A 16,684-nucleotide genomic window follows, 5' to 3' on the forward strand; every position below is an offset into this window, starting at 1 on the left:
CTCGTCAGAACGAGTAGATGAACTGCGCGCCCAGCAGGTCGTTGCTCTTGCTGTACGAGCCGTCGTCGCGCAGGAACACCTTCTGCGTGGCCCAGTCGTGGCGGTATTCGACCTTCACGGTGATCTGCTGCGTCGCGTAGAACAGCACGTCGAGCGCGATGTCCTGGCGCGTAGCCCCGTGGCATTCGAAGCCGTAGCCGCCGCTCGCCTTCGAGTTCGCGAGGCAGTCCGAACCGATGCCGAAGCCGTTGTACGGATCCATGCCGTTGCCGTTGAGCACGATGCCGCCGCCGCCGCCGCCGTTCTTGCCGTTGGCGAGCACGTCGTAGCGCGCGGTCACGCCCATGCGGCCCACCACCGGCGCGAAAAACTTGCGGTGCGCGAGCAGCGAGAGACCATACCACTGTGCGTTGCCGCCGTTGAACGCCGCGCGCTGCTGCTGGCCGTAGTCGATTTCGGCGTTGTACTGGATGTCCGCGAGCGTGTAGCTGGCATCGACTTCGCCGAAGAAGAAGTAGCCACCCGAGCTCGATGCCTGGCCGCCCGGACCATAGACGGTCTGGCCGGTCGTGGAGTCGATCGCGCTCGACAGCGTCTGCCGGCCGACGTTGAACGAGCCGCCGATATCGAGTGCGCTCGACCACGTGTAGTCGGCGCGCGCCGTGAAGGTCGGGATCTTGTTGCTGGTGGTGATCGGGTCGCCCAACGCGTTCGTGCCGATCTGCGTGACGGCGCCGAAGGTGCGGTACTGCTCGTTGCCGACCATGAACTTGAACGCCCACTGGCTGCCGCTCGGCGAGTAGTTCCAGCCCACGCCCACATAGCTGCCCGGATCGGAGAAGTCGTAGAGCAGGTTGTGGGTGAGGGTGAGCATCTGGTTCGACTGCTGCACCTCGTAGCCGCCGAAGCTCGACATGAGGCCCGCCACGAACGTGCCGGTGGAGGTCACCGGCACCGTGATGACCGCCGTGTTCAGGATGTTGTTGCCGATCTCGCCATGCTCGTTCTGCAGCAGCGTGATGCCGTTGCCGCGGTTGGGCATGAGCGTGATTTCGGCCGAAGGCGCCATCGGGCCGACGCCGAAGGTCTTCTTGATGTCGAGGTAGACGTCGCCGAATGTGCTGTTGAAGTAGTTGTACGAACCGGTATGGTTCGCGAACAGGAACGATGAGGTGCCCGGCGCGCGGTTGTAGATATACGTCGGGTCGATATAGCCGGTGACCGACAGACCTGCGAGCGGTCCGGTCGTGGCCGCGTCGGTGAGCGAATCCACCTTCATTTGCTGGTTCGCGATTTGCTGCTTCATCTGGTCGACCTGGTCGTTGGTCAACTGGGCAGGCTGCTTGCCATAGTCGGGCGAGGACGGATCCACAGCGGGCGCTGCGACGAGCGTGGCGCCTGCCGCGCCCGAGGACGCGCCGCCGGCCGATGCCGTGGCGGTTTTCGCCGTGCCCTGTGCGGCATGGTTCGACGCCGCGAGTTCGCTCTTGAGCGATTTCACCTCTTTTTGCAGCGCGTTGAGCTGCGCCTGCAGGGCCTTGATCTGGTCGCTAGTCGTGTCCGCGAAGGCGAGCCCTGGCAATGCCCCGGCCACCAGCAAACAGATTAACTTCTTCTTCATTGAAATTCTCCGAGTGGGTCGTTATTGCAGGCGCAGCGGCATAAAAATCCCCTGTGCCGCAGCGCGTTGCCGGCAGCACGCGCTGCCTTTGTGGACTGCGATCAGATCATCAAGCGGCTCGCCGGCCGAGCGGCGAGCCCACTGCGCCGGCCGGCGCGCCCGGTGCCGCGCTCTGGATGGCTTCAGAGGGATCGGGCTGCACGAAGGCCATTTGCATGTCGCGCATGCGCCTCTTTTCGCGTGCCGACATCATCTGGTTCACCGCGATCACGCCGATCGTCACCGCGCAGATGAAGAGCGTGGCCAGCGCGTTCATTTCCGGATTCAGGCCGAGGCGCACGCGCGAGAACACCACGAGCGGCAGCGTGGTCGAGCCGGGGCCGGAGAGGAACGCCGAGAGCACGAGGTCGTCGATCGAGAGCGTGAACGAGAGCAGCCAGCCCGAGAGCAGCGCCTGCGAGATGAGCGGCAGCGTGACCACGAAGAACACCTTGAGCGGCGTGGCGCCGAGATCGAGCGCGGCTTCCTCGAGCGACTTGTCGAGCTCCTTCACGCGCGACTGCACGACGATCGCCACATAGGACACGCACAGCATCACGTGACCGATCCACATCGTGATCACGCCACGGCCCTTCGGCCAGCCGATGAGCTGCTCCATGGCGACGAACAGCAACAGCAGCGAGATGCCCTGGATCACTTCGGGAATCACGAGCGGCGCGTTGATCATCCCGGCAAACAGGGTGAAGCCGCGAAAGCGTCCGAAGCGCGCGAGCACGAAGCCGGCCCACGTGCCGATCACGACCGAGGCGAACGCCGTCATGAGGCCGATCTTCAGCGACAGCCACGCGGCGGTGAGCAGTTCGTCGTCCTGCAGCAGCGCGGCGTACCACTTGAGCGAGAAGCCCGACCACACGGTCACGAGTTTCGACTCGTTGAACGAGTACACCACGAGGCTGATGATCGGGATATAGAGAAACAGGAATCCCAGCGCGAGAACGCCCGTGGAAAGAGTGCGATTGGGCTTGATCATTTGCTTTCCTCCAGTTCCTTGACCTGGTAGTACTGAAAGACCGCCATCGGCACGAGCAGCAGCACCACCATCGCGACGGTGACCGCCGAGGCCATCGGCCAGTCCATATTGTTGAAAAACTCATCCCACATGACGCGGCCGATCATGAGCGTGTCCGCGCCGCCGAGCAGTTCGGGAATCACGTACTCGCCCACCGCCGGAATGAACACCAGCAGGCTGCCCGCGATGATGCCGTTCTTCGAGAGCGGCAGCGTGATCTGCGTGAACGCGACCCACGGCTTCGCGCCGAGGTCGTAGGCGGCTTCGAGCAGCGTGAGGTCCATCTTCACGAGATGCGCGTAGAGCGGCATCACCATGAAGGGCAGGTACGAATAGACCATGCCGATATAGACGCCCGCATCGCTGTGATAGAGGCGCAGCGGCGAGTGAATCAGGCCGATCGCGATGAGCGCGTGATTGAGCAGGCCGTCGTCCTTGAGAATGCCGATCCATGCGTAGACGCGGATCAGGAACGAGGTCCAGAACGGCAGCATCACGGCCATCATGAGGATGTTGCGCGTGGCCGGATTCGAGCGCGCGATGTAGTAGGCAATGGGATAGCCGATCAGCAGACAGAAGAAGGTCGAGACCGCCGCCATCTTCAGCGAGCTGATATAGGTGGCGATATAGAGGCTGTCCTGCAACAGGAAGGCGTAGTGACCCAGCTGCAGTGCGAGGTGCACCATGCCGTCTTTCATCTCGGCGAGGCTCGAATACGGCGGGATGCTCATCGCCTGGTCGGCGAAGCTGATCTTGAATACCAGCACGAACGGCAGCGCGAAGAACAGCGTGAGCCACAGGAAAGGCACGCCGATCACCGTCGTGCGGCCCGAGGGCAGGACGCGCGCAAGCATGCGTCCGAGCGCGCCGCGCGAGGCGGCGCTCGACGTGGAAGACATAGGGGTACTCATCTCGGCCTCTCCCTTATTGCGTGAGCACGACGCCGCTGGCGGGCGACCACGAGACGTAGACGTCGTCGTTCCATGCCGGCGCGCCTTCGTTCATGAGCTGCGAGCTGGAGAGGTTCGAGACGATCGTTTTGCCGCCGGGCAGACGCACGTGATAGAGCGAGTAGCTGCCCATGTAGGCGACATCGGTGACCACGCCGCGCGCCCAGTTGTGCGGCGTGCCGGGCTTTTCGTGGGTGACGCGCACGCGCTCCGGACGCACGGAGATCCCCACCGGCATGCCGAGCGGCCCGGTAACGCCGTGGCTCACGTACATGCGCGTTTCGAGGTCTTCGCTTTCGATGTAGATGTGATCGGGCTCGTCTTCGACGACCTTGCCTTCGAACAGATTGGTCGAGCCGATGAACTCGGCGGAGAAGCGGCTATTGGGGAATTCGTAGACTTCGCCGGGCGCGCCGACCTGCACGATGCGGCCTTCGCTCATCACCGCGAGGCGGTTGGCCATCGTCATCGCCTCTTCCTGGTCGTGCGTGACCATCACACAGGTGACATCGACCTTCTCGATGATGTTCACGAGTTCGAGCTGGGTCTTCTGGCGGATCTTCTTGTCGAGCGCCGACATCGGCTCGTCGAGCAGCAGCAGCTTCGGCCGCTTGACGAGCGAGCGCGCGAGCGCGACGCGCTGCTGCTGGCCGCCCGAAAGCTGATGCGGCTTGCGCTTCGCGTAGCGGCCCATCTGCACGAGATTGAGCGCATCGGCCACGCGTTCGCGGATCTCATTTCTCGGCACGCCTTCCTGCTTGAGGCCGAACGCAACGTTCGATTCCACGCTCATGTGCGGAAACAGCGCGTACGACTGGAACATCATGTTGACCGGGCGGCGATACGGCGGCAGCGTCGCGAGGTCTTCGCCGTCGACGAAGATCTTGCCCGATGTGGCCGTCTCGAAGCCCGCGAGCATGCGCAGCAGCGTGGACTTGCCGCAGCCGGAGCTGCCGAGCAGCGCGAAGAGCTCGTTCTTCGCGATGTTCAGGCTCACGTTGTTGACGGCGACGCTGTCGCCGAACTTCTTGACGACGTTTTCGATGCGCACGAAAGCGTCGCGGGAGCTGGCCGCGGCTTGGGCGCGAGCGGCTTCGGAGGCGTTGACTTTGGACGTCGGATTCATGGTGTAACTGGGTTCCTTTCTGATCGCGGCACTGGCATGTCCTTGCGCGGTTTGGCGAAACGCGGGTGCGAGTTGCCCCGCGCGGGGCGCCAAAAGCGCCTCGCGGACATCAGTACTACGAACTGAGCTCGTTGGAGGCGGGGCGTGCCGGTTTCAAAAAGCAAGGCGACGCACTCAGCCGGACTTCGAAACAGCGAACATCTGGCGGCGAGGGGTCGAGCGATCCCTCTTCCGCGCGTTGTCTCCTTCCTTCTGCTTCGGTTTCCTTCAGGGGCGAATGGCTACGCTGCTCGGTCGATCAGCGGCCGGTCTTCAGCTGCGACCAGAGACGGTTTTCGAGGCGCAGGATATCGGCCGGCATCGGCTTCATCAGCGTCATCTTCTTGAGCACGTCTTCGGGCGGATAGACCGTCGGGTCCTGCGCGACACTCGCCGTCACGAACTGGCGCGCGGCCTTGTTCGCGGTCGGATAGAAAACTTCGTTGGTAATGGCCGCGTTGACCTTCGGATCTTCGATGTAGTTGATCCACTTCATCGCGTTCTCGGCGTTCGGCGCGTCCTTCGGAATCACCATTACGTCGAACCAGAGCAGGCCGCCTTCCTTCGGGTTTGAGAACTTGAGGTGATACGGGCGCTTGGCTTCCTCGGCGCGGCGGTGCGCGATGCCGACGTCGCCCGACCAGCCGACAGCCACGCAAACATCGTTGTTCACGAGGTCGTTGATGTAGCCCGACGAATTGAATTGCGTGATGTACGGGCGGACTTTCTTCAGCACTTCATAGGCGGCCTGATAGTCGGCCGGGTTCGTGCTGTTCGGGTTCTTGCCCATGTATTGCAGCGTCGCCGCGAACACGTCCACGGCCTGATCGAGGAACGACACGCCGCAGCCTTTGAGCTTCGAGAGATTGGCGGGATCGAGCACGAGCGCCCAGCTGTCCACGGGCGCGTTCGCGCCCATGGCTTTCTCGACGGCCTCCTGGTTGTAGCCGATGCCGTCCGTGCCGAAGGCCCAGGGCACGCCGTACTGATTGCCCGGATCGGCGTCGGCGATCATGTGCATGAGCACGGGATCGAGGTTCGCGAGGTTGGGGATCTTCGACTTGTCGAGCTTCTGGTACACGCCGGCCTGGATCTGCTTGGCCATGTAGTTCGAGGTGGGCACCACGATGTCGTAGCCCGAGCTGCCGGCGAGCAGCTTGGCCTGCAAGGTATCGTCGCTATCGTAGTTGTCGTACTTCACGTGAATGCCCGACTGCTTTTCGAAGTTCGGGATCGTGTCTTTCGCAATGTAGTCGGACCAGTTGTAGACATTGAGCTGATTATCGGCGGCGTGCACCGGCGCGCTCGACGTGGCCGTGAGGCCCGCGCAGGCGGCAAGCGCGGCCAGCGCGACAGCGTGACGAAGATGACTGACACTCATGTTGGTATCCCTGGAAGGTGAGGATTGGCAGGCGGCGCACGCACCCCGTCGTGCGCCGCCTGCCCTGACGTTTTCAGCGTTACGAAAGTCCCAGTTGTTGCGCGGTTGCGTCGATGGCCTTTTTCGCCTTCGACACGATTTCGTCGATCTCGGCGCGCGTGATCACGAGCGGCGGCGAGAGCAGCATGCGGTCGCCGGTGGCGCGCATGATGAGATTGCCGTTGAAGCAGAAGTCGCGGCAGATCGTGCCCACGTCGCCGCCGTTCGCGAAGCGCTTGCGTGCCTTCGGATCTTCGGCGAGCTGCAGGCCCGCGACGAGACCCGCGCCCGAGATGTCGCCGATGATCGGGTGATTGCCGAAGGTTTCGCGCAGGCGCTGCTGGAAGTACGGGCCGGTGTCCGTTTTCACGCGCTCGACGATCTTCTCGTCGCGCAGCAGTGTGAGATTCGCGACCGCTACGGCTGCCGCCACCGGATGGCCCGAGTAAGTAAGGCCGTGATTGAAGTCGCCGTTTTCGATGAGCGCCTTCGCGATGCGGTCGTGAAGGCCCACCGCGCCCATCGGCACATAGCCGCTCGTGAGGCCCTTGGCCATCGTGATCAGATCGGGCTCGAAGCCGAAGTGCTGATGCGCGAACCATTCGCCGGTGCGCCCGAAGCCGCCGATCACTTCATCGGCGCACAGCAGGATGTCGTATTTGCGGCAGATGCGCTGGATTTCCGGCCAGTAGGTCGAGGGCGGGAAGATCACGCCGCCCGCGCCCTGGAACGGCTCGCCGATGAACGCGGCCACGTTCTCCGCGCCCACTTCGAGAATCTTCGCTTCGAGCTGTTGTGCACGCGCGAGACCGAACTCCCCGGGCGTCATGTTGCCTTCGGCTTCGCCGAAGAAGTACGGCTGGTCGATGTGAACGATGTTCTCGACTTTCGAGGGCATCTGCTCGTGCATGTAGCCCATGCCGCCGAGCGTGCCGCCCGCGATGGTCGAGCCGTGATAGCCGTTCTTGCGCGAGATGACGACCTTCTTCGCGGGCAAGCCCCGCGTGAGCCAGTACTGGTGCACGATGCGCAGCACGGTGTCGTTGCCTTCCGAGCCGCTGTTGCAATAAAAGAAGTGATTGAACGGCTCGGGCGACACCTCGGCGAGCAGCGCCGAGAGCTCGATCACCGGCGGGTGCGTGGTCTTGAAGAAGGTGTTGTAGTAGGGCAGCTCCTGCAACTGCTTGTAGGCGGCATCGGCGAGCTCCTTGCGCCCGTAGCCCACGTTCACGCACCAGAGTCCGGCCATGCCGTCGATGATCTGGTTGCCTTCCGAGTCCCACAGGTACACGCCCTTCGCTTTCACGATCACGCGGCTGCCGGCCTTGTTGAGCGCGCCCATGTCGGAGAACGGATGGATGTGATGCGCGGCGTCGAGCGCGCGGTATTCGGCGGTCGAGCGCGCAGGCTGTGCCGCTTGCGTCGATTGCGCGCGCAGCGTCGTCGGCAGCTCTTGCACTGCGCTGGCGGGGGCGTCGATTCGATAGCTCATGTTTCGTTTCTCCTTTCTATTACACGTGCAGCAGCAGGTGCTTGCGTTCCCACGAACTGATCACGCGGAAATACGCTTCGTATTCGGTTTCCTTGAGCGCGAGATACGCGCGCACAAACTTCTCGCCGAGGATGTCCTTGAGCGGCTCGCACGCGGCCATCAGCGAGATGCCTTCCTCGAGGTTGCGCGGCAGCTGATACGGCAGCGAATAGCCGTCGCTCACGAGCGGCTCGGTGGGCTTGAGGTGCTGCGTCATGCCCAGATAGCCGGCGGCCAGCGTGGCCGCGATCGCGAGATACGGGTTCGTGTCCACGCCCGGAATGCGGTTCTCCACGCGGCGCGCGGCCGGCGACGAATACGGCACGCGAAAGCCCACGGTGCGGTTGTCATAGCCCCACGCCACGTTGATGGGCGCGGCCATGAAACGCGAGAGACGGCGATACGAATTGATGTACGGCGCAAAGATCGGCATGAGCGCGGGCGTGTACTTCTGCAGGCCCGCGATGTACGCGTAGAACATGTCCGTGGCCTTGCCGTCCGAGCCCGTGAAGAGGTTCTGGCCGCTCTCGGCGCTGATCATGCTCTGGTGAATGTGCATGGCCGAGCCCGGCTCGTTCTCCATCGGCTTGGCCATGAAGGTTGCATACATGTGATGGCGCAGCGCGGCTTCGCGCACGGTGCGCTTGAAGAGGAACACGCGGTCGGCGAGATTGAGCGGGTCGCCATGGAGGAAGTTGATCTCCATCTGCGCCGCGCCCACTTCGTGAATCAGCGTATCGACTTCGAGGCCCTGGATATCGCAGTACTCGTAGATGTCTTCGAAGAGCGGGTCGAACTCGTTGACCGCCTCGATCGAATACGCCTGGCGGCCCGTTTCCGGACGGCCCGTGCGCCCCACCGGCGGCGTGAGCGGAATATCCGGGTCCTTGTTCATGTCGACGAGATAGAACTCCAGTTCCGGCGCGATCACGGGCTTCCAGCCCTTCGCTTCGTAAAGTTCGAGCACGCGGCGCAGCACGCGGCGCGGCGAGATCTCGACCGGCGTGCCGTCGAAGTGCACGCAATCGTGGATCACCTGTGCGGTGGGATCGACGGCCCACGGAATGATGCGGATGGTCGAGGCGTCGGGCACGCACACCATGTCCGGGTCGGTGACGCCGGTGAGGCTGCCGTCCTCGGGATAGTCGCCGGTCACGGTCTGGATCATCACCGCTTGCGGCAGCCGCATGTTTTCGCCGAATTCGAACTTGCTGCGCGGGATGATCTTGCCGCGCGCGATGCCCGCCATATCGGGGATGATCGCTTCGATTTCGGTAATGTGGTGCTTCTTCAGGAAGTCGTCGATGTCGTTCATGATTTCTCTCTGTTCTGTATGAGCCGGCGTCATGCGTGCATGGATTGGCGCCCGGCTCCGCACGGTATTCGGGCCAGCATGCGGGCGCGGCAGGCTTCGCCGAAGGCGCGGAAAATCGCGGTGGACAGCGCGTTCTGCGCGTGCTGCCATTCCGGGTGCCATTGCACGCCGAGCGCGAAGCTCGCCGCATTGGCCACGCTGATTGCTTCGATCAGGCCGTCGGGTGCCGTTGCTTCCACAACCAGTCCGCCGCCGAGCGTTTCGATGCCTTGCCCGTGCAGCGAATTCACCCGGGCTTCGCGAGTCTCGCCTGTGCCGCCGGCGAGCCGTTGCAGCAAGCCGCCCTCGGCCAGCGCGATGGTGTGCGCCGGGCCATATTGCGTATCGAGCGTGTCGGCCTTGTTCTCGCGATGGTCGTCGAAGCCGTCAACGGCATGCACCTGCTGATGCAGCGTGCCGCCGAACACCACGTTCATCTCTTGAAAGCCGCGGCAGATGGCGAGCACGGGCACGCCCGCGTCGATGGCCGCGCGCATCAGCGGCAGTGTGGTGGCGTCGCGCTCGGGGTCGTGCAACGTGCCTGCGGCGCTAGCCGCGCCGCCGTAACGATGCGGCTCCACGTTCGAGTAGCTGCCGGTGAAGAGCAGCCCGTCAACGGCTTCGAGCAGGTCGGCCGTGGCCTGTCGCGCGCCGAGCGCCGGCAGCACCACCACGAGCCCGCCCGAGCCGTCCACGGCGGCGGCGATGTACTTCTCGCCGGCCACGTGCGACGCGTGCGGTCCCATCATCGTGCGATCGGCGGTGACTCCAATCAATGGCTTGGTTCGCATGACTAATGTTTCACTTCTTTTGCCCGGGCAATGCATATGCAAAAAGATTTTGCAGTAAGGCCCGGACGTGACATGACCTTGCAACCCTGCACGAGGCAAGGCCGCAAACCTTAGGTGCGGCGCGCGAGCGTTGCTAACGCATGGCGCCGCGGGTGGAGATCATGTAGGCGGTTCGTTTCCGGCCGTTATGCGGCGACACCGTGCAAAGGCGTGCGCAACCGCGCCGCGGGCGCGCAGCAATGCGGCTCGCGTGCAATGGACGGCGATAAAAGCGGCGACAAAAACGGCGATGAAAACGAACAGCGCAGGAAGGAGAGGCGCTAGGGCAGCAGCGACGCGACTTCGTCGGTATGAACGGCGATGAAGGCGCGGGCCGAGACGGCGTTATGGCGTCGAACGGACCGGCGGGAAAGAATGGTGAAGACGGATGGAAGCAGGCGAGAGGCAAGCCTGCCGCGAACGCCGTCGGCGATGGCGGCGCAGTCACTGCGAAGACACCTCGCATGACTTCGTTCCCATCTCACCAGAGGGCCACGGACTCTCACAATTACACTCGACTGGGTGGTTGAAGAATTGCCCGATTTATTCAGTGCGGAATGAATACTTCGCACTGCATCAATCTGAACATTGGTGTCGTTCAATGTGCATTGCATGAATGGTGTATTGCAGGACCATTTCATGCTCGCGGTCATCGTTCGATCAACCTGTGTTTCAGCATATACGAGCCAAAAAGGCCGTCAATTATTTTTTACGTTTTTTTGTGTCAGCACTTTCCCGAGGGCGTTCTGTGAACCCCGACAAACACGAAATATGCCCGGATGCTTTTATATTTCGATTTACTTACAGGGGTTTCCACTAGCGCAAAATCTTGCAAACTGATTAGAATATTCAACACACCGACGTGCCGTTTTTGTTGTTGTTCGTCCGTCGCTCATTGCGGTTCGCAGTCGTCCGCAGTGGTTTTTTGGCGCGCTTCCTGATCAACCGGCTTTCGAACGTGACCGAGTCCGCATCCGCTTCTACTGAAGTCGCAACACGTCTGCGCTACGTGCGCAAACGCTATGGATTGTCGCAGCGCGAGCTCGCCAAGCGCGCGGGCGTTACCAATGGCGCGATTTCGCTGATCGAGCAAAGTCGTGTCAGTCCCTCAGTGGGCTCGCTCAAGAAGCTGCTCGAGTGCATTCCCATGAGTCTTGCGGAGTTCTTCACCTTCGATCTAAACGAGGGCGCGAGCGTGGTGTCGCGCCGCAACGAGATGCCTAATCTCGGCAACGCGTCCATCGAGTTCTATCTCGCCGGCGCGAACGTGAAGGACCGCAACATGGGCATCATGCGCGAGGTGTATCAGCCGCTCGCCGACACCGGCGCCGAAATGCTCTCGCATGCGGGCCACGAGGGCGGCGTCGTGGTGTCCGGCCAGCTCGAACTGAGCGTGGACGGCACCACCTGGCTGCTCGACCCCGGCGACAGCTACTACTTCGAAAGCCGTCTTCCGCACCGGTTTCGCAATCCCAGCGCGAGCGATGTTTGCGAGGTGGTGTCGGCCAATTCGCCGCCCACCTTCTGACTCGCGCATATCAGATTCGCTTCCTGCTGCCCTTATGTTGAATTCAGGCTGAATTTCGCCTGAAATTCGGCAGCATCCGCGGCACGCGAAGTGGATCGCAAATCATTGAGGCATCCTCATGGAAAAGAGAACTCTCGCTTACTGGCAGGACAAGGCCGCATCGCTTTCGATCGAAGGGCGTGCATTCATCGACGGTGCGGTGCGCGACGCGTATTCGGGCCGTACCTTCGATTGCGTGAGCCCAATTGACGGCCGTGTGCTCACGAGCGTGGCCGATTGCGGCGCGGCTGATGTCGATGCCGCCGTGGCCGCTGCGCGCCGCGCCTTTGAGCACGGCGTGTGGGCAGGCCGCAATCCGCGCGAGCGCAAGGCGGTGCTGCTGCGCTGGGCCGCGCTCATGCGCGAGCACCTGGACGAACTCGCGCTCCTCGAAACGCTCGATGCGGGCAAGCCGATTGGCGACACCACCACGGTGGACGTGCCGGGCGCGGCCTATTGCGTCGAATGGTTCGCCGAGGCCATCGACAAGGTGGGCGGCGAGGTCGTGCCCGCCGACCATCATCTCGTGGGCCTCGTCACGCGCGAGCCCATCGGCGTGGTGGCGGCCGTGGTGCCATGGAATTTCCCGATCCTGATGGCGTCGTGGAAGTTCGGGCCCGCGCTGGCCGCCGGCAACAGCGTCGTGCTCAAGCCTTCGGAGAAGTCGCCGCTCACGGCCATTCGCGTGGCGCAACTCGCGCACGAGGCGGGTATTCCGGCGGGCGTGTTCAACGTGCTGCCGGGCGGCGGCGAGCCGGGCAAGCTGCTTGCGTTGCATCGCGACGTGGACTGCCTCGCCTTCACGGGCTCGACCAACGTGGGCAAGCAGATCATGCAGTACGCGGGCCAGTCCAACCTCAAGCGCGTGTGGCTCGAACTTGGCGGCAAGTCGCCCAACATCGTGCTGCCCGATTGCCCGGACCTCGATCGTGCGGCAAAAGCCGCAGCCGGTGCAATCTTCTACAACATGGGCGAGATGTGCACAGCGGGCTCGCGCCTGCTAGTGCATCGCGACATCAAGGACGTGTTCCTCGCGAAGCTGCTCGAAGCGGCGAAGGCATACAAGCCTGGGAATCCTCTCGATCCCGATGTGTCGATGGGCGCGATCGTCGACAAGGCTCAACTCGAGCGCGTGCTCGGCTATATCGAGGCGGGGCGCAAGGATTCCACGCTGCTGCTGGGCGGCGAGCGCGTGAATGCATCGAGCGGCGGCTTCTACGTGGAGCCGACCGTGTTCGATACGCGCCACGACGCACGCATCGCGCGCGAGGAGATTTTTGGCCCGGTGCTTTCGGTCATTACGTTCTACACGATCGACGACGCAGTGCGCATCGCCAACGACAGCGATTACGGGCTGGCGGCGGCGGTGTGGACGGCGAACCTCACGCATGCGCACGAGATTTCGCGCCGCCTGCGCGCGGGCACCGTGTGGGTCAACTGCTATGACGAAGGCGGCGACATGAATTTCCCGTTCGGCGGCTTCAAGGAGTCGGGAAATGGCCGCGACAAGTCGCTTCATGCGCTCGAGAAGTACACGGAGCTGAAGTCCACACTCGTGCGGCTGCGCTAAAAAAGACGGGCGAGCCCGCACGGCAGGCGCAAGCTTGCCGGCGGGCGGCGCTCGCAAGCGCGCGAGCGATTCACGTGATGGGTTGAATCAGCGCTCGACGAGCGCGCCCAGATTGGCGCGCACGCGCTGGAGCATCCGACTGAACTGCTCGGCTTCTTCGGGCGTGAAGCCGGCCAGCGCTTCGGCCTGCACCTCGTCGCCCACGCGGCGCGCGCCGCTGAGCGCACTTTCGGCCTTGGGCGTGAGGCTCACCAGCCACTCGCGGCGGTCTTCGGGGTTGGGGGCGCGCACGACCCAGCCGCCTTCCTCCATTCTTTCCAGCAGCCTGCCAGCGGATATCGGCGCGACTTCGAGACGCTCGGCCAGGCTTGCCTGGTTCATGTCGCCGTAATGCGCGAGATACGCGATCGTGCGGCACTGCGCGCGCGTGAGTTCGAGCGACGACTTTGCAAGCTCGTCGTAACGCTTGCCATACAGGCTGCCCACGTCGACGACGAGAAAGCCGAAGCGTTTTTCCAGGTCAGTAGTCATCGCGCGATTATACGGTGCGCCGCGCGGCCGGGGCCCCGCGACGCGCTTCGCGAGCGCGGGCCTTTCTTTCGGGTTGTGCCGGGTGCGGCGAGTCGTATAATAAGCAGGCTTATTATTTCGCCACCTGGTTGTCACGCCACCCGCGCCGCCCGAACCCACGATGACCGCAGTCCCGCACGGCACCGCCCCGCAGCGTGAGGGCGCGCCGCTCAATCGCGGCATGATCACCTTGTCGATCATGCTCGCCACGCTGATGCAGACGCTCGACAGCACGATCGCGAACGTCGCGCTCCCGCACATGCAGGGCACGCTTTCGGCGTCGCAGGACGAGATCACATGGGTGCCCACTTCGTACATCGTGGCGGCGGCCATCGCCACGCCGCTCACGGGGTGGCTCGCCGACCGTTTCGGCGTGAAGCGGCTGCTCGGCGTGGCCATTGCGGGCTTCACGGTGGCCTCCGCATTGTGCGGGCTCTCGGAAACGCTCGGCGAGATCGTCGGCTCGCGCCTGTTGCAGGGCGTGTTCGGCGCGTCGCTCGTGCCGCTCTCACAGTCCATCCTGCTCGACATCAATCCGCGCGATCGCCAGGGGCAGGCCATGGCCGTCTGGGGCATGGGCGTGATGGTGGGCCCCGTGCTCGGCCCCACGCTGGGCGGATGGCTCACGGACAGCTACAACTGGCGCTGGGTGTTTTTCATCAACGTGCCGATCGGCGCGTTCGCATTCTTCGGCGTCTCCACGTTCATGCCCTCGCGCACGCCGCGCCGCGAGACGCGCTTCGACGTATTCGGCTTCGCCACGCTGGCGCTCGCCATCGGCGCGCTGCAGGCCTTGCTCGACCGCGGCGAGCAGCTCGACTGGTTCGGCTCGCTCGAAATCCGCATCGAAGCGCTGGTCTCGTGCATCGCATTCGCGTTCTTCGTCGTGCATACGGCTACATCGGGCCCCAACACGTTCTTTCGCTATCAACTGCTCAAGGACCGCAATTTCGCGACCGGGACGCTCTTCATCTTCGTGATCGGCGCGGTGCTGTACGCCACGCGCGCGCTTCTGCCGCCCATGCTGCAGAACCTGATGGGCTACCCGGTCGCCACCACTGGTCTTGTCACGGCGCCCAGCGGCGCGGGCACCATGCTGGCCATGCTGATCGCGGGGCGCCTGCTCAAGCACGTGGACGCGCGCGCCATGCTGCTGTTCGGCTTTGTGGTGTCCGCCTATGCGCTGTGGCAGATGATGCAGTACACGATCGTGCTCTCGGCTTCCGATATCGTGTGGCCCGGCGTGATACAGGGTTTCGGGCTCGGCTTCGTGTTCGTGCCGCTGTCCACGCTGACGTTCTCCACGCTTTCGGCCCCGCTGCGCGCGGACGGCACCGCCACGTACAGCCTGATGCGCAACATCGGCAGCAGTATCGGCATTTCGATCGTGCAGACTTTCGTGACGCGCGGCACGCAGATCGCACACGCGGATCTCGCTGCGCATATCACGCCGTTCAACCCGGCGCTCCAGCCGATGCTCGCCACGGGATCGCGCTACGATCTCGCCGTGCTCAACCTGTCGATCACGCAGCAGGCGCAGATGATTGCGTATCTGAACGACTTCAAGATGATGTTCGTCGCGACGCTGCTGGTGATTCCCCTGCTCGTGCTGATCCGGCCCTCGGCGGGCAGCGGGGCGGTCGACGCGAGCCACGCGGCGATGGACTGATCTCCGGCGTCCCAGCGCATTTTTCGCGCGTTTCGCGCCGCGCCGCGCGACATACTCGCGCGGCACATTCACGTTTGCCCCGATGCTCTCTGCCGTTTCAATCGTGCTTCCCGTCTTCGGCCTCATCTTTGCCGGCTTCGCGTGCCGCCGTTGCGGCGTGCTCGGCCCCACGGCGGCCTCCGAGCTGAACCGCTTCGTCGTCTGGCTCGCGCTGCCGGCGTTGCTCTTCGACATCCTTGCGCGCGCAACGTGGCATGAACTCTTTCAGCCGGCTTTCGTGGCGGCGTTCAGTCTCGCGGGGCTGGCGGTGTTCGCGGCGGTGGTGGGCGTGCGGGTCCTGCTCGGGCGCCCGCTCGCCGATGCCAGCATCGACGGGCTCGCCGCTTCGTATCCGAACACGGGCTACGTGGGCTTTCCGCTGTGCATGATCGCGTTCGGGCCGTCGAGCCTCACGCCCACGACCATCGCTACGATCCTCGTGGTGTGCGTGTTGTTCGCGCTGGCAATCGTGCTGATCGAAACGGGTCTGCAAAGCGAGCGCCGCCCGCACCACTTGCTGCTCAAGGTGATGCGCTCGCTCATGCGCAATCCGCTGCTCGTCGCGCCCGCCCTGGGCGCCATCGTGTCGGGCGCGCATTTCACGCTGCCCGCGAGCGCCCAGACCTTCCTCAAGCTGCTGGGCGGCGCCGCGAGCCCCTGCGCGCTCGTGAGTCTCGGACTCTTTCTCGCCGAGTCTCGCGAGAAAAGCGCAGCGCCGCCCGAGTCGTCGTGGTGGCTCACGTTCTCGAAGCTCGTGGCGCAGCCGGTGCTCACATGGTGGCTGGCCGCGCACGTGTTCGCTCTGCCCGGGCAACTCGTGGACATCGCGGTACTGCTCGCGGCGCTGCCCACCGGCACCGGACCGTTCATGCTTGCGGAGTACTACCGGCGCGAAGCGCACGTCACGTCGCGCACGATCCTGCATTCGACGCTCGGCTCGCTCGTCACGCTCACGCTGATTCTGCTGCATCTGCACAACGGCTGACGCCGTGGAGGCGCTGCGCTCGCCACGCACACTGCGCGCGACGCGGTGGCACGCTGCTTGCGCCAGTTCGGTCATGGTTCTGATTGGGAGAATGAACGATGATCTGGCTTCGACGCAGCCGCGCATTGCGGGCCTGTGTTCTCGTTGCCGCCACTGTCTCGATGCTGGGTGCCGGCGCGTGCACGCTGGGCGGTGCCGCGGCAGGCGGCTATATTGGCAACAGGGCGACCAACGGTAGTGCCGTGGGCACGGTGGGCGGCGCCGTTGCGGGTGGTGTGATCGGACACGAACTCGGCGAGTAGGCGCCCGCACGACTTTACGCAGCGAACACGACGCGTGATCCG

General features: G+C 63.8%; 15 protein-coding genes. 5 read left to right on the plus strand and 10 right to left on the minus strand.

The window, feature by feature from the left end; all coding sequences use genetic code 11:
- Positions 1–4 precede the first annotated feature (4 nt).
- From P5W98_RS20675 to P5W98_RS20715, 9 genes are all read right to left on the minus strand, one after another.
- Positions 5–1,621 (minus strand): DUF3138 family protein, encoded by a 1,617-nt coding sequence (locus P5W98_RS20675; protein ID WP_421026223.1) that lies wholly within the window; start codon positions 1,619–1,621, stop codon positions 5–7.
- A gap of 109 nt (positions 1,622–1,730) precedes the next feature.
- Positions 1,731–2,651, minus strand: a complete 921-nt coding sequence (locus P5W98_RS20680) for an ABC transporter permease subunit (RefSeq protein ID WP_421026222.1) — start codon at positions 2,649–2,651, stop codon at positions 1,731–1,733.
- A complete protein-coding gene (locus P5W98_RS20685) occupies positions 2,648–3,601 on the minus strand; it encodes an ABC transporter permease subunit (RefSeq protein WP_421026221.1) in 954 nt (317 codons plus the stop codon). The genes P5W98_RS20680 and P5W98_RS20685 overlap by 4 nt, the downstream gene beginning before the upstream one ends.
- Before the next feature lie 13 nt (positions 3,602–3,614).
- Positions 3,615–4,766: an ABC transporter ATP-binding protein gene (locus tag P5W98_RS20690; protein WP_421026220.1), complete on the minus strand. Its 1,152-nt coding sequence runs from the start codon at positions 4,764–4,766 to the stop codon at positions 3,615–3,617.
- Between the two features lie 298 nt (positions 4,767–5,064).
- Positions 5,065–6,186 (minus strand): polyamine ABC transporter substrate-binding protein, encoded by a 1,122-nt coding sequence (locus P5W98_RS20695; RefSeq protein WP_421026219.1) that lies wholly within the window; start codon positions 6,184–6,186, stop codon positions 5,065–5,067.
- A 79-nt stretch (positions 6,187–6,265) separates the two neighbouring features.
- Positions 6,266–7,717 carry an aspartate aminotransferase family protein gene (locus P5W98_RS20700; protein WP_421026218.1) on the minus strand — a complete coding sequence of 484 codons (1,452 nt, stop codon included), beginning with the start codon at positions 7,715–7,717 and terminating at the stop codon, positions 6,266–6,268.
- A gap of 19 nt (positions 7,718–7,736) precedes the next feature.
- Positions 7,737–9,071, minus strand: a complete 1,335-nt coding sequence (locus tag P5W98_RS20705) for a glutamine synthetase family protein (RefSeq protein ID WP_421026217.1) — start codon at positions 9,069–9,071, stop codon at positions 7,737–7,739.
- A 29-nt stretch (positions 9,072–9,100) separates the two neighbouring features.
- Positions 9,101–9,901 carry a gamma-glutamyl-gamma-aminobutyrate hydrolase family protein gene (locus tag P5W98_RS20710; protein ID WP_421026216.1) on the minus strand — a complete coding sequence of 267 codons (801 nt, stop codon included), beginning with the start codon at positions 9,899–9,901 and terminating at the stop codon, positions 9,101–9,103.
- A gap of 320 nt (positions 9,902–10,221) precedes the next feature.
- Entirely contained in the window at positions 10,222–10,446 is a 225-nt protein-coding gene (locus P5W98_RS20715; RefSeq protein WP_421027046.1) for a hypothetical protein, read from the minus strand.
- Between the two features lie 452 nt (positions 10,447–10,898).
- On the opposite strand from P5W98_RS20715, the gene P5W98_RS20720 reads away from it, so the two are divergent.
- Together P5W98_RS20720 and P5W98_RS20725 are read left to right on the plus strand one after the other, a co-directional pair.
- A complete protein-coding gene (locus P5W98_RS20720) occupies positions 10,899–11,468 on the plus strand; it encodes a cupin domain-containing protein (protein WP_421027045.1) in 570 nt (189 codons plus the stop codon).
- A 118-nt stretch (positions 11,469–11,586) separates the two neighbouring features.
- Complete coding sequence (locus P5W98_RS20725) at positions 11,587–13,077, plus strand: aldehyde dehydrogenase (RefSeq protein WP_421026215.1); 1,491 nt, start codon at positions 11,587–11,589, stop codon at positions 13,075–13,077.
- 87 nt (positions 13,078–13,164) lie between these two features.
- Here the strand turns inward: P5W98_RS20725 and P5W98_RS20730 are convergent, their stop codons facing one another.
- The gene (locus P5W98_RS20730; RefSeq protein WP_175195556.1) at positions 13,165–13,608 is read right to left on the minus strand and encodes a MarR family winged helix-turn-helix transcriptional regulator; all 444 of its coding nucleotides are present in this window, start codon (positions 13,606–13,608) and stop codon (positions 13,165–13,167) included.
- Between the two features lie 160 nt (positions 13,609–13,768).
- Here P5W98_RS20730 and P5W98_RS20735 point away from each other — a divergent pair, with 160 nt between their 5' ends.
- The 3 genes from P5W98_RS20735 to P5W98_RS20745 all read left to right on the plus strand — a co-directional run bounded on the left by P5W98_RS20735 (position 13,769) and on the right by P5W98_RS20745 (position 16,642).
- Positions 13,769–15,316: a DHA2 family efflux MFS transporter permease subunit gene (locus tag P5W98_RS20735; RefSeq protein WP_421026214.1), complete on the plus strand. Its 1,548-nt coding sequence runs from the start codon at positions 13,769–13,771 to the stop codon at positions 15,314–15,316.
- 82 nt (positions 15,317–15,398) lie between these two features.
- Positions 15,399–16,340, plus strand: coding sequence for an AEC family transporter (locus P5W98_RS20740; protein ID WP_421026213.1), 942 nt, complete (start codon positions 15,399–15,401; stop codon positions 16,338–16,340).
- Between the two features lie 98 nt (positions 16,341–16,438).
- Positions 16,439–16,642, plus strand: a complete 204-nt coding sequence (locus tag P5W98_RS20745) for a glycine zipper 2TM domain-containing protein (RefSeq protein WP_421026212.1) — start codon at positions 16,439–16,441, stop codon at positions 16,640–16,642.
- Positions 16,643–16,684 lie beyond the last annotated feature (42 nt).

It is taken from the genome of Paraburkholderia sp. A1BS-2L (assembly GCF_051125205.1).
Lineage (GTDB): Bacteria > Pseudomonadota > Gammaproteobacteria > Burkholderiales > Burkholderiaceae > Paraburkholderia.

Coding starts and splice junctions, on each gene's coding strand:
- P5W98_RS20700 (WP_421026218.1), bottom strand. CDS start 7,717: ATGAGCTATCGAATCGACGCCCCCGCCAGCGCAGTGCAAGAGCTGCCG.
- P5W98_RS20745 (WP_421026212.1), top strand. CDS start 16,439: ATGATCTGGCTTCGACGCAGCCGCGCATTGCGGGCCTGTGTTCTCGTT.
- P5W98_RS20705 (WP_421026217.1), bottom strand. CDS start 9,071: ATGAACGACATCGACGACTTCCTGAAGAAGCACCACATTACCGAAATC.
- P5W98_RS20680 (WP_421026222.1), bottom strand. CDS start 2,651: ATGATCAAGCCCAATCGCACTCTTTCCACGGGCGTTCTCGCGCTGGGA.
- P5W98_RS20685 (WP_421026221.1), bottom strand. CDS start 3,601: ATGAGTACCCCTATGTCTTCCACGTCGAGCGCCGCCTCGCGCGGCGCG.
- P5W98_RS20740 (WP_421026213.1), top strand. CDS start 15,399: ATGCTCTCTGCCGTTTCAATCGTGCTTCCCGTCTTCGGCCTCATCTTT.
- P5W98_RS20725 (WP_421026215.1), top strand. CDS start 11,587: ATGGAAAAGAGAACTCTCGCTTACTGGCAGGACAAGGCCGCATCGCTT.
- P5W98_RS20695 (WP_421026219.1), bottom strand. CDS start 6,186: ATGAGTGTCAGTCATCTTCGTCACGCTGTCGCGCTGGCCGCGCTTGCC.
- P5W98_RS20735 (WP_421026214.1), top strand. CDS start 13,769: ATGACCGCAGTCCCGCACGGCACCGCCCCGCAGCGTGAGGGCGCGCCG.
- P5W98_RS20730 (WP_175195556.1), bottom strand. CDS start 13,608: ATGACTACTGACCTGGAAAAACGCTTCGGCTTTCTCGTCGTCGACGTG.
- P5W98_RS20710 (WP_421026216.1), bottom strand. CDS start 9,901: ATGCGAACCAAGCCATTGATTGGAGTCACCGCCGATCGCACGATGATG.
- P5W98_RS20690 (WP_421026220.1), bottom strand. CDS start 4,766: ATGAATCCGACGTCCAAAGTCAACGCCTCCGAAGCCGCTCGCGCCCAA.
- P5W98_RS20675 (WP_421026223.1), bottom strand. CDS start 1,621: ATGAAGAAGAAGTTAATCTGTTTGCTGGTGGCCGGGGCATTGCCAGGG.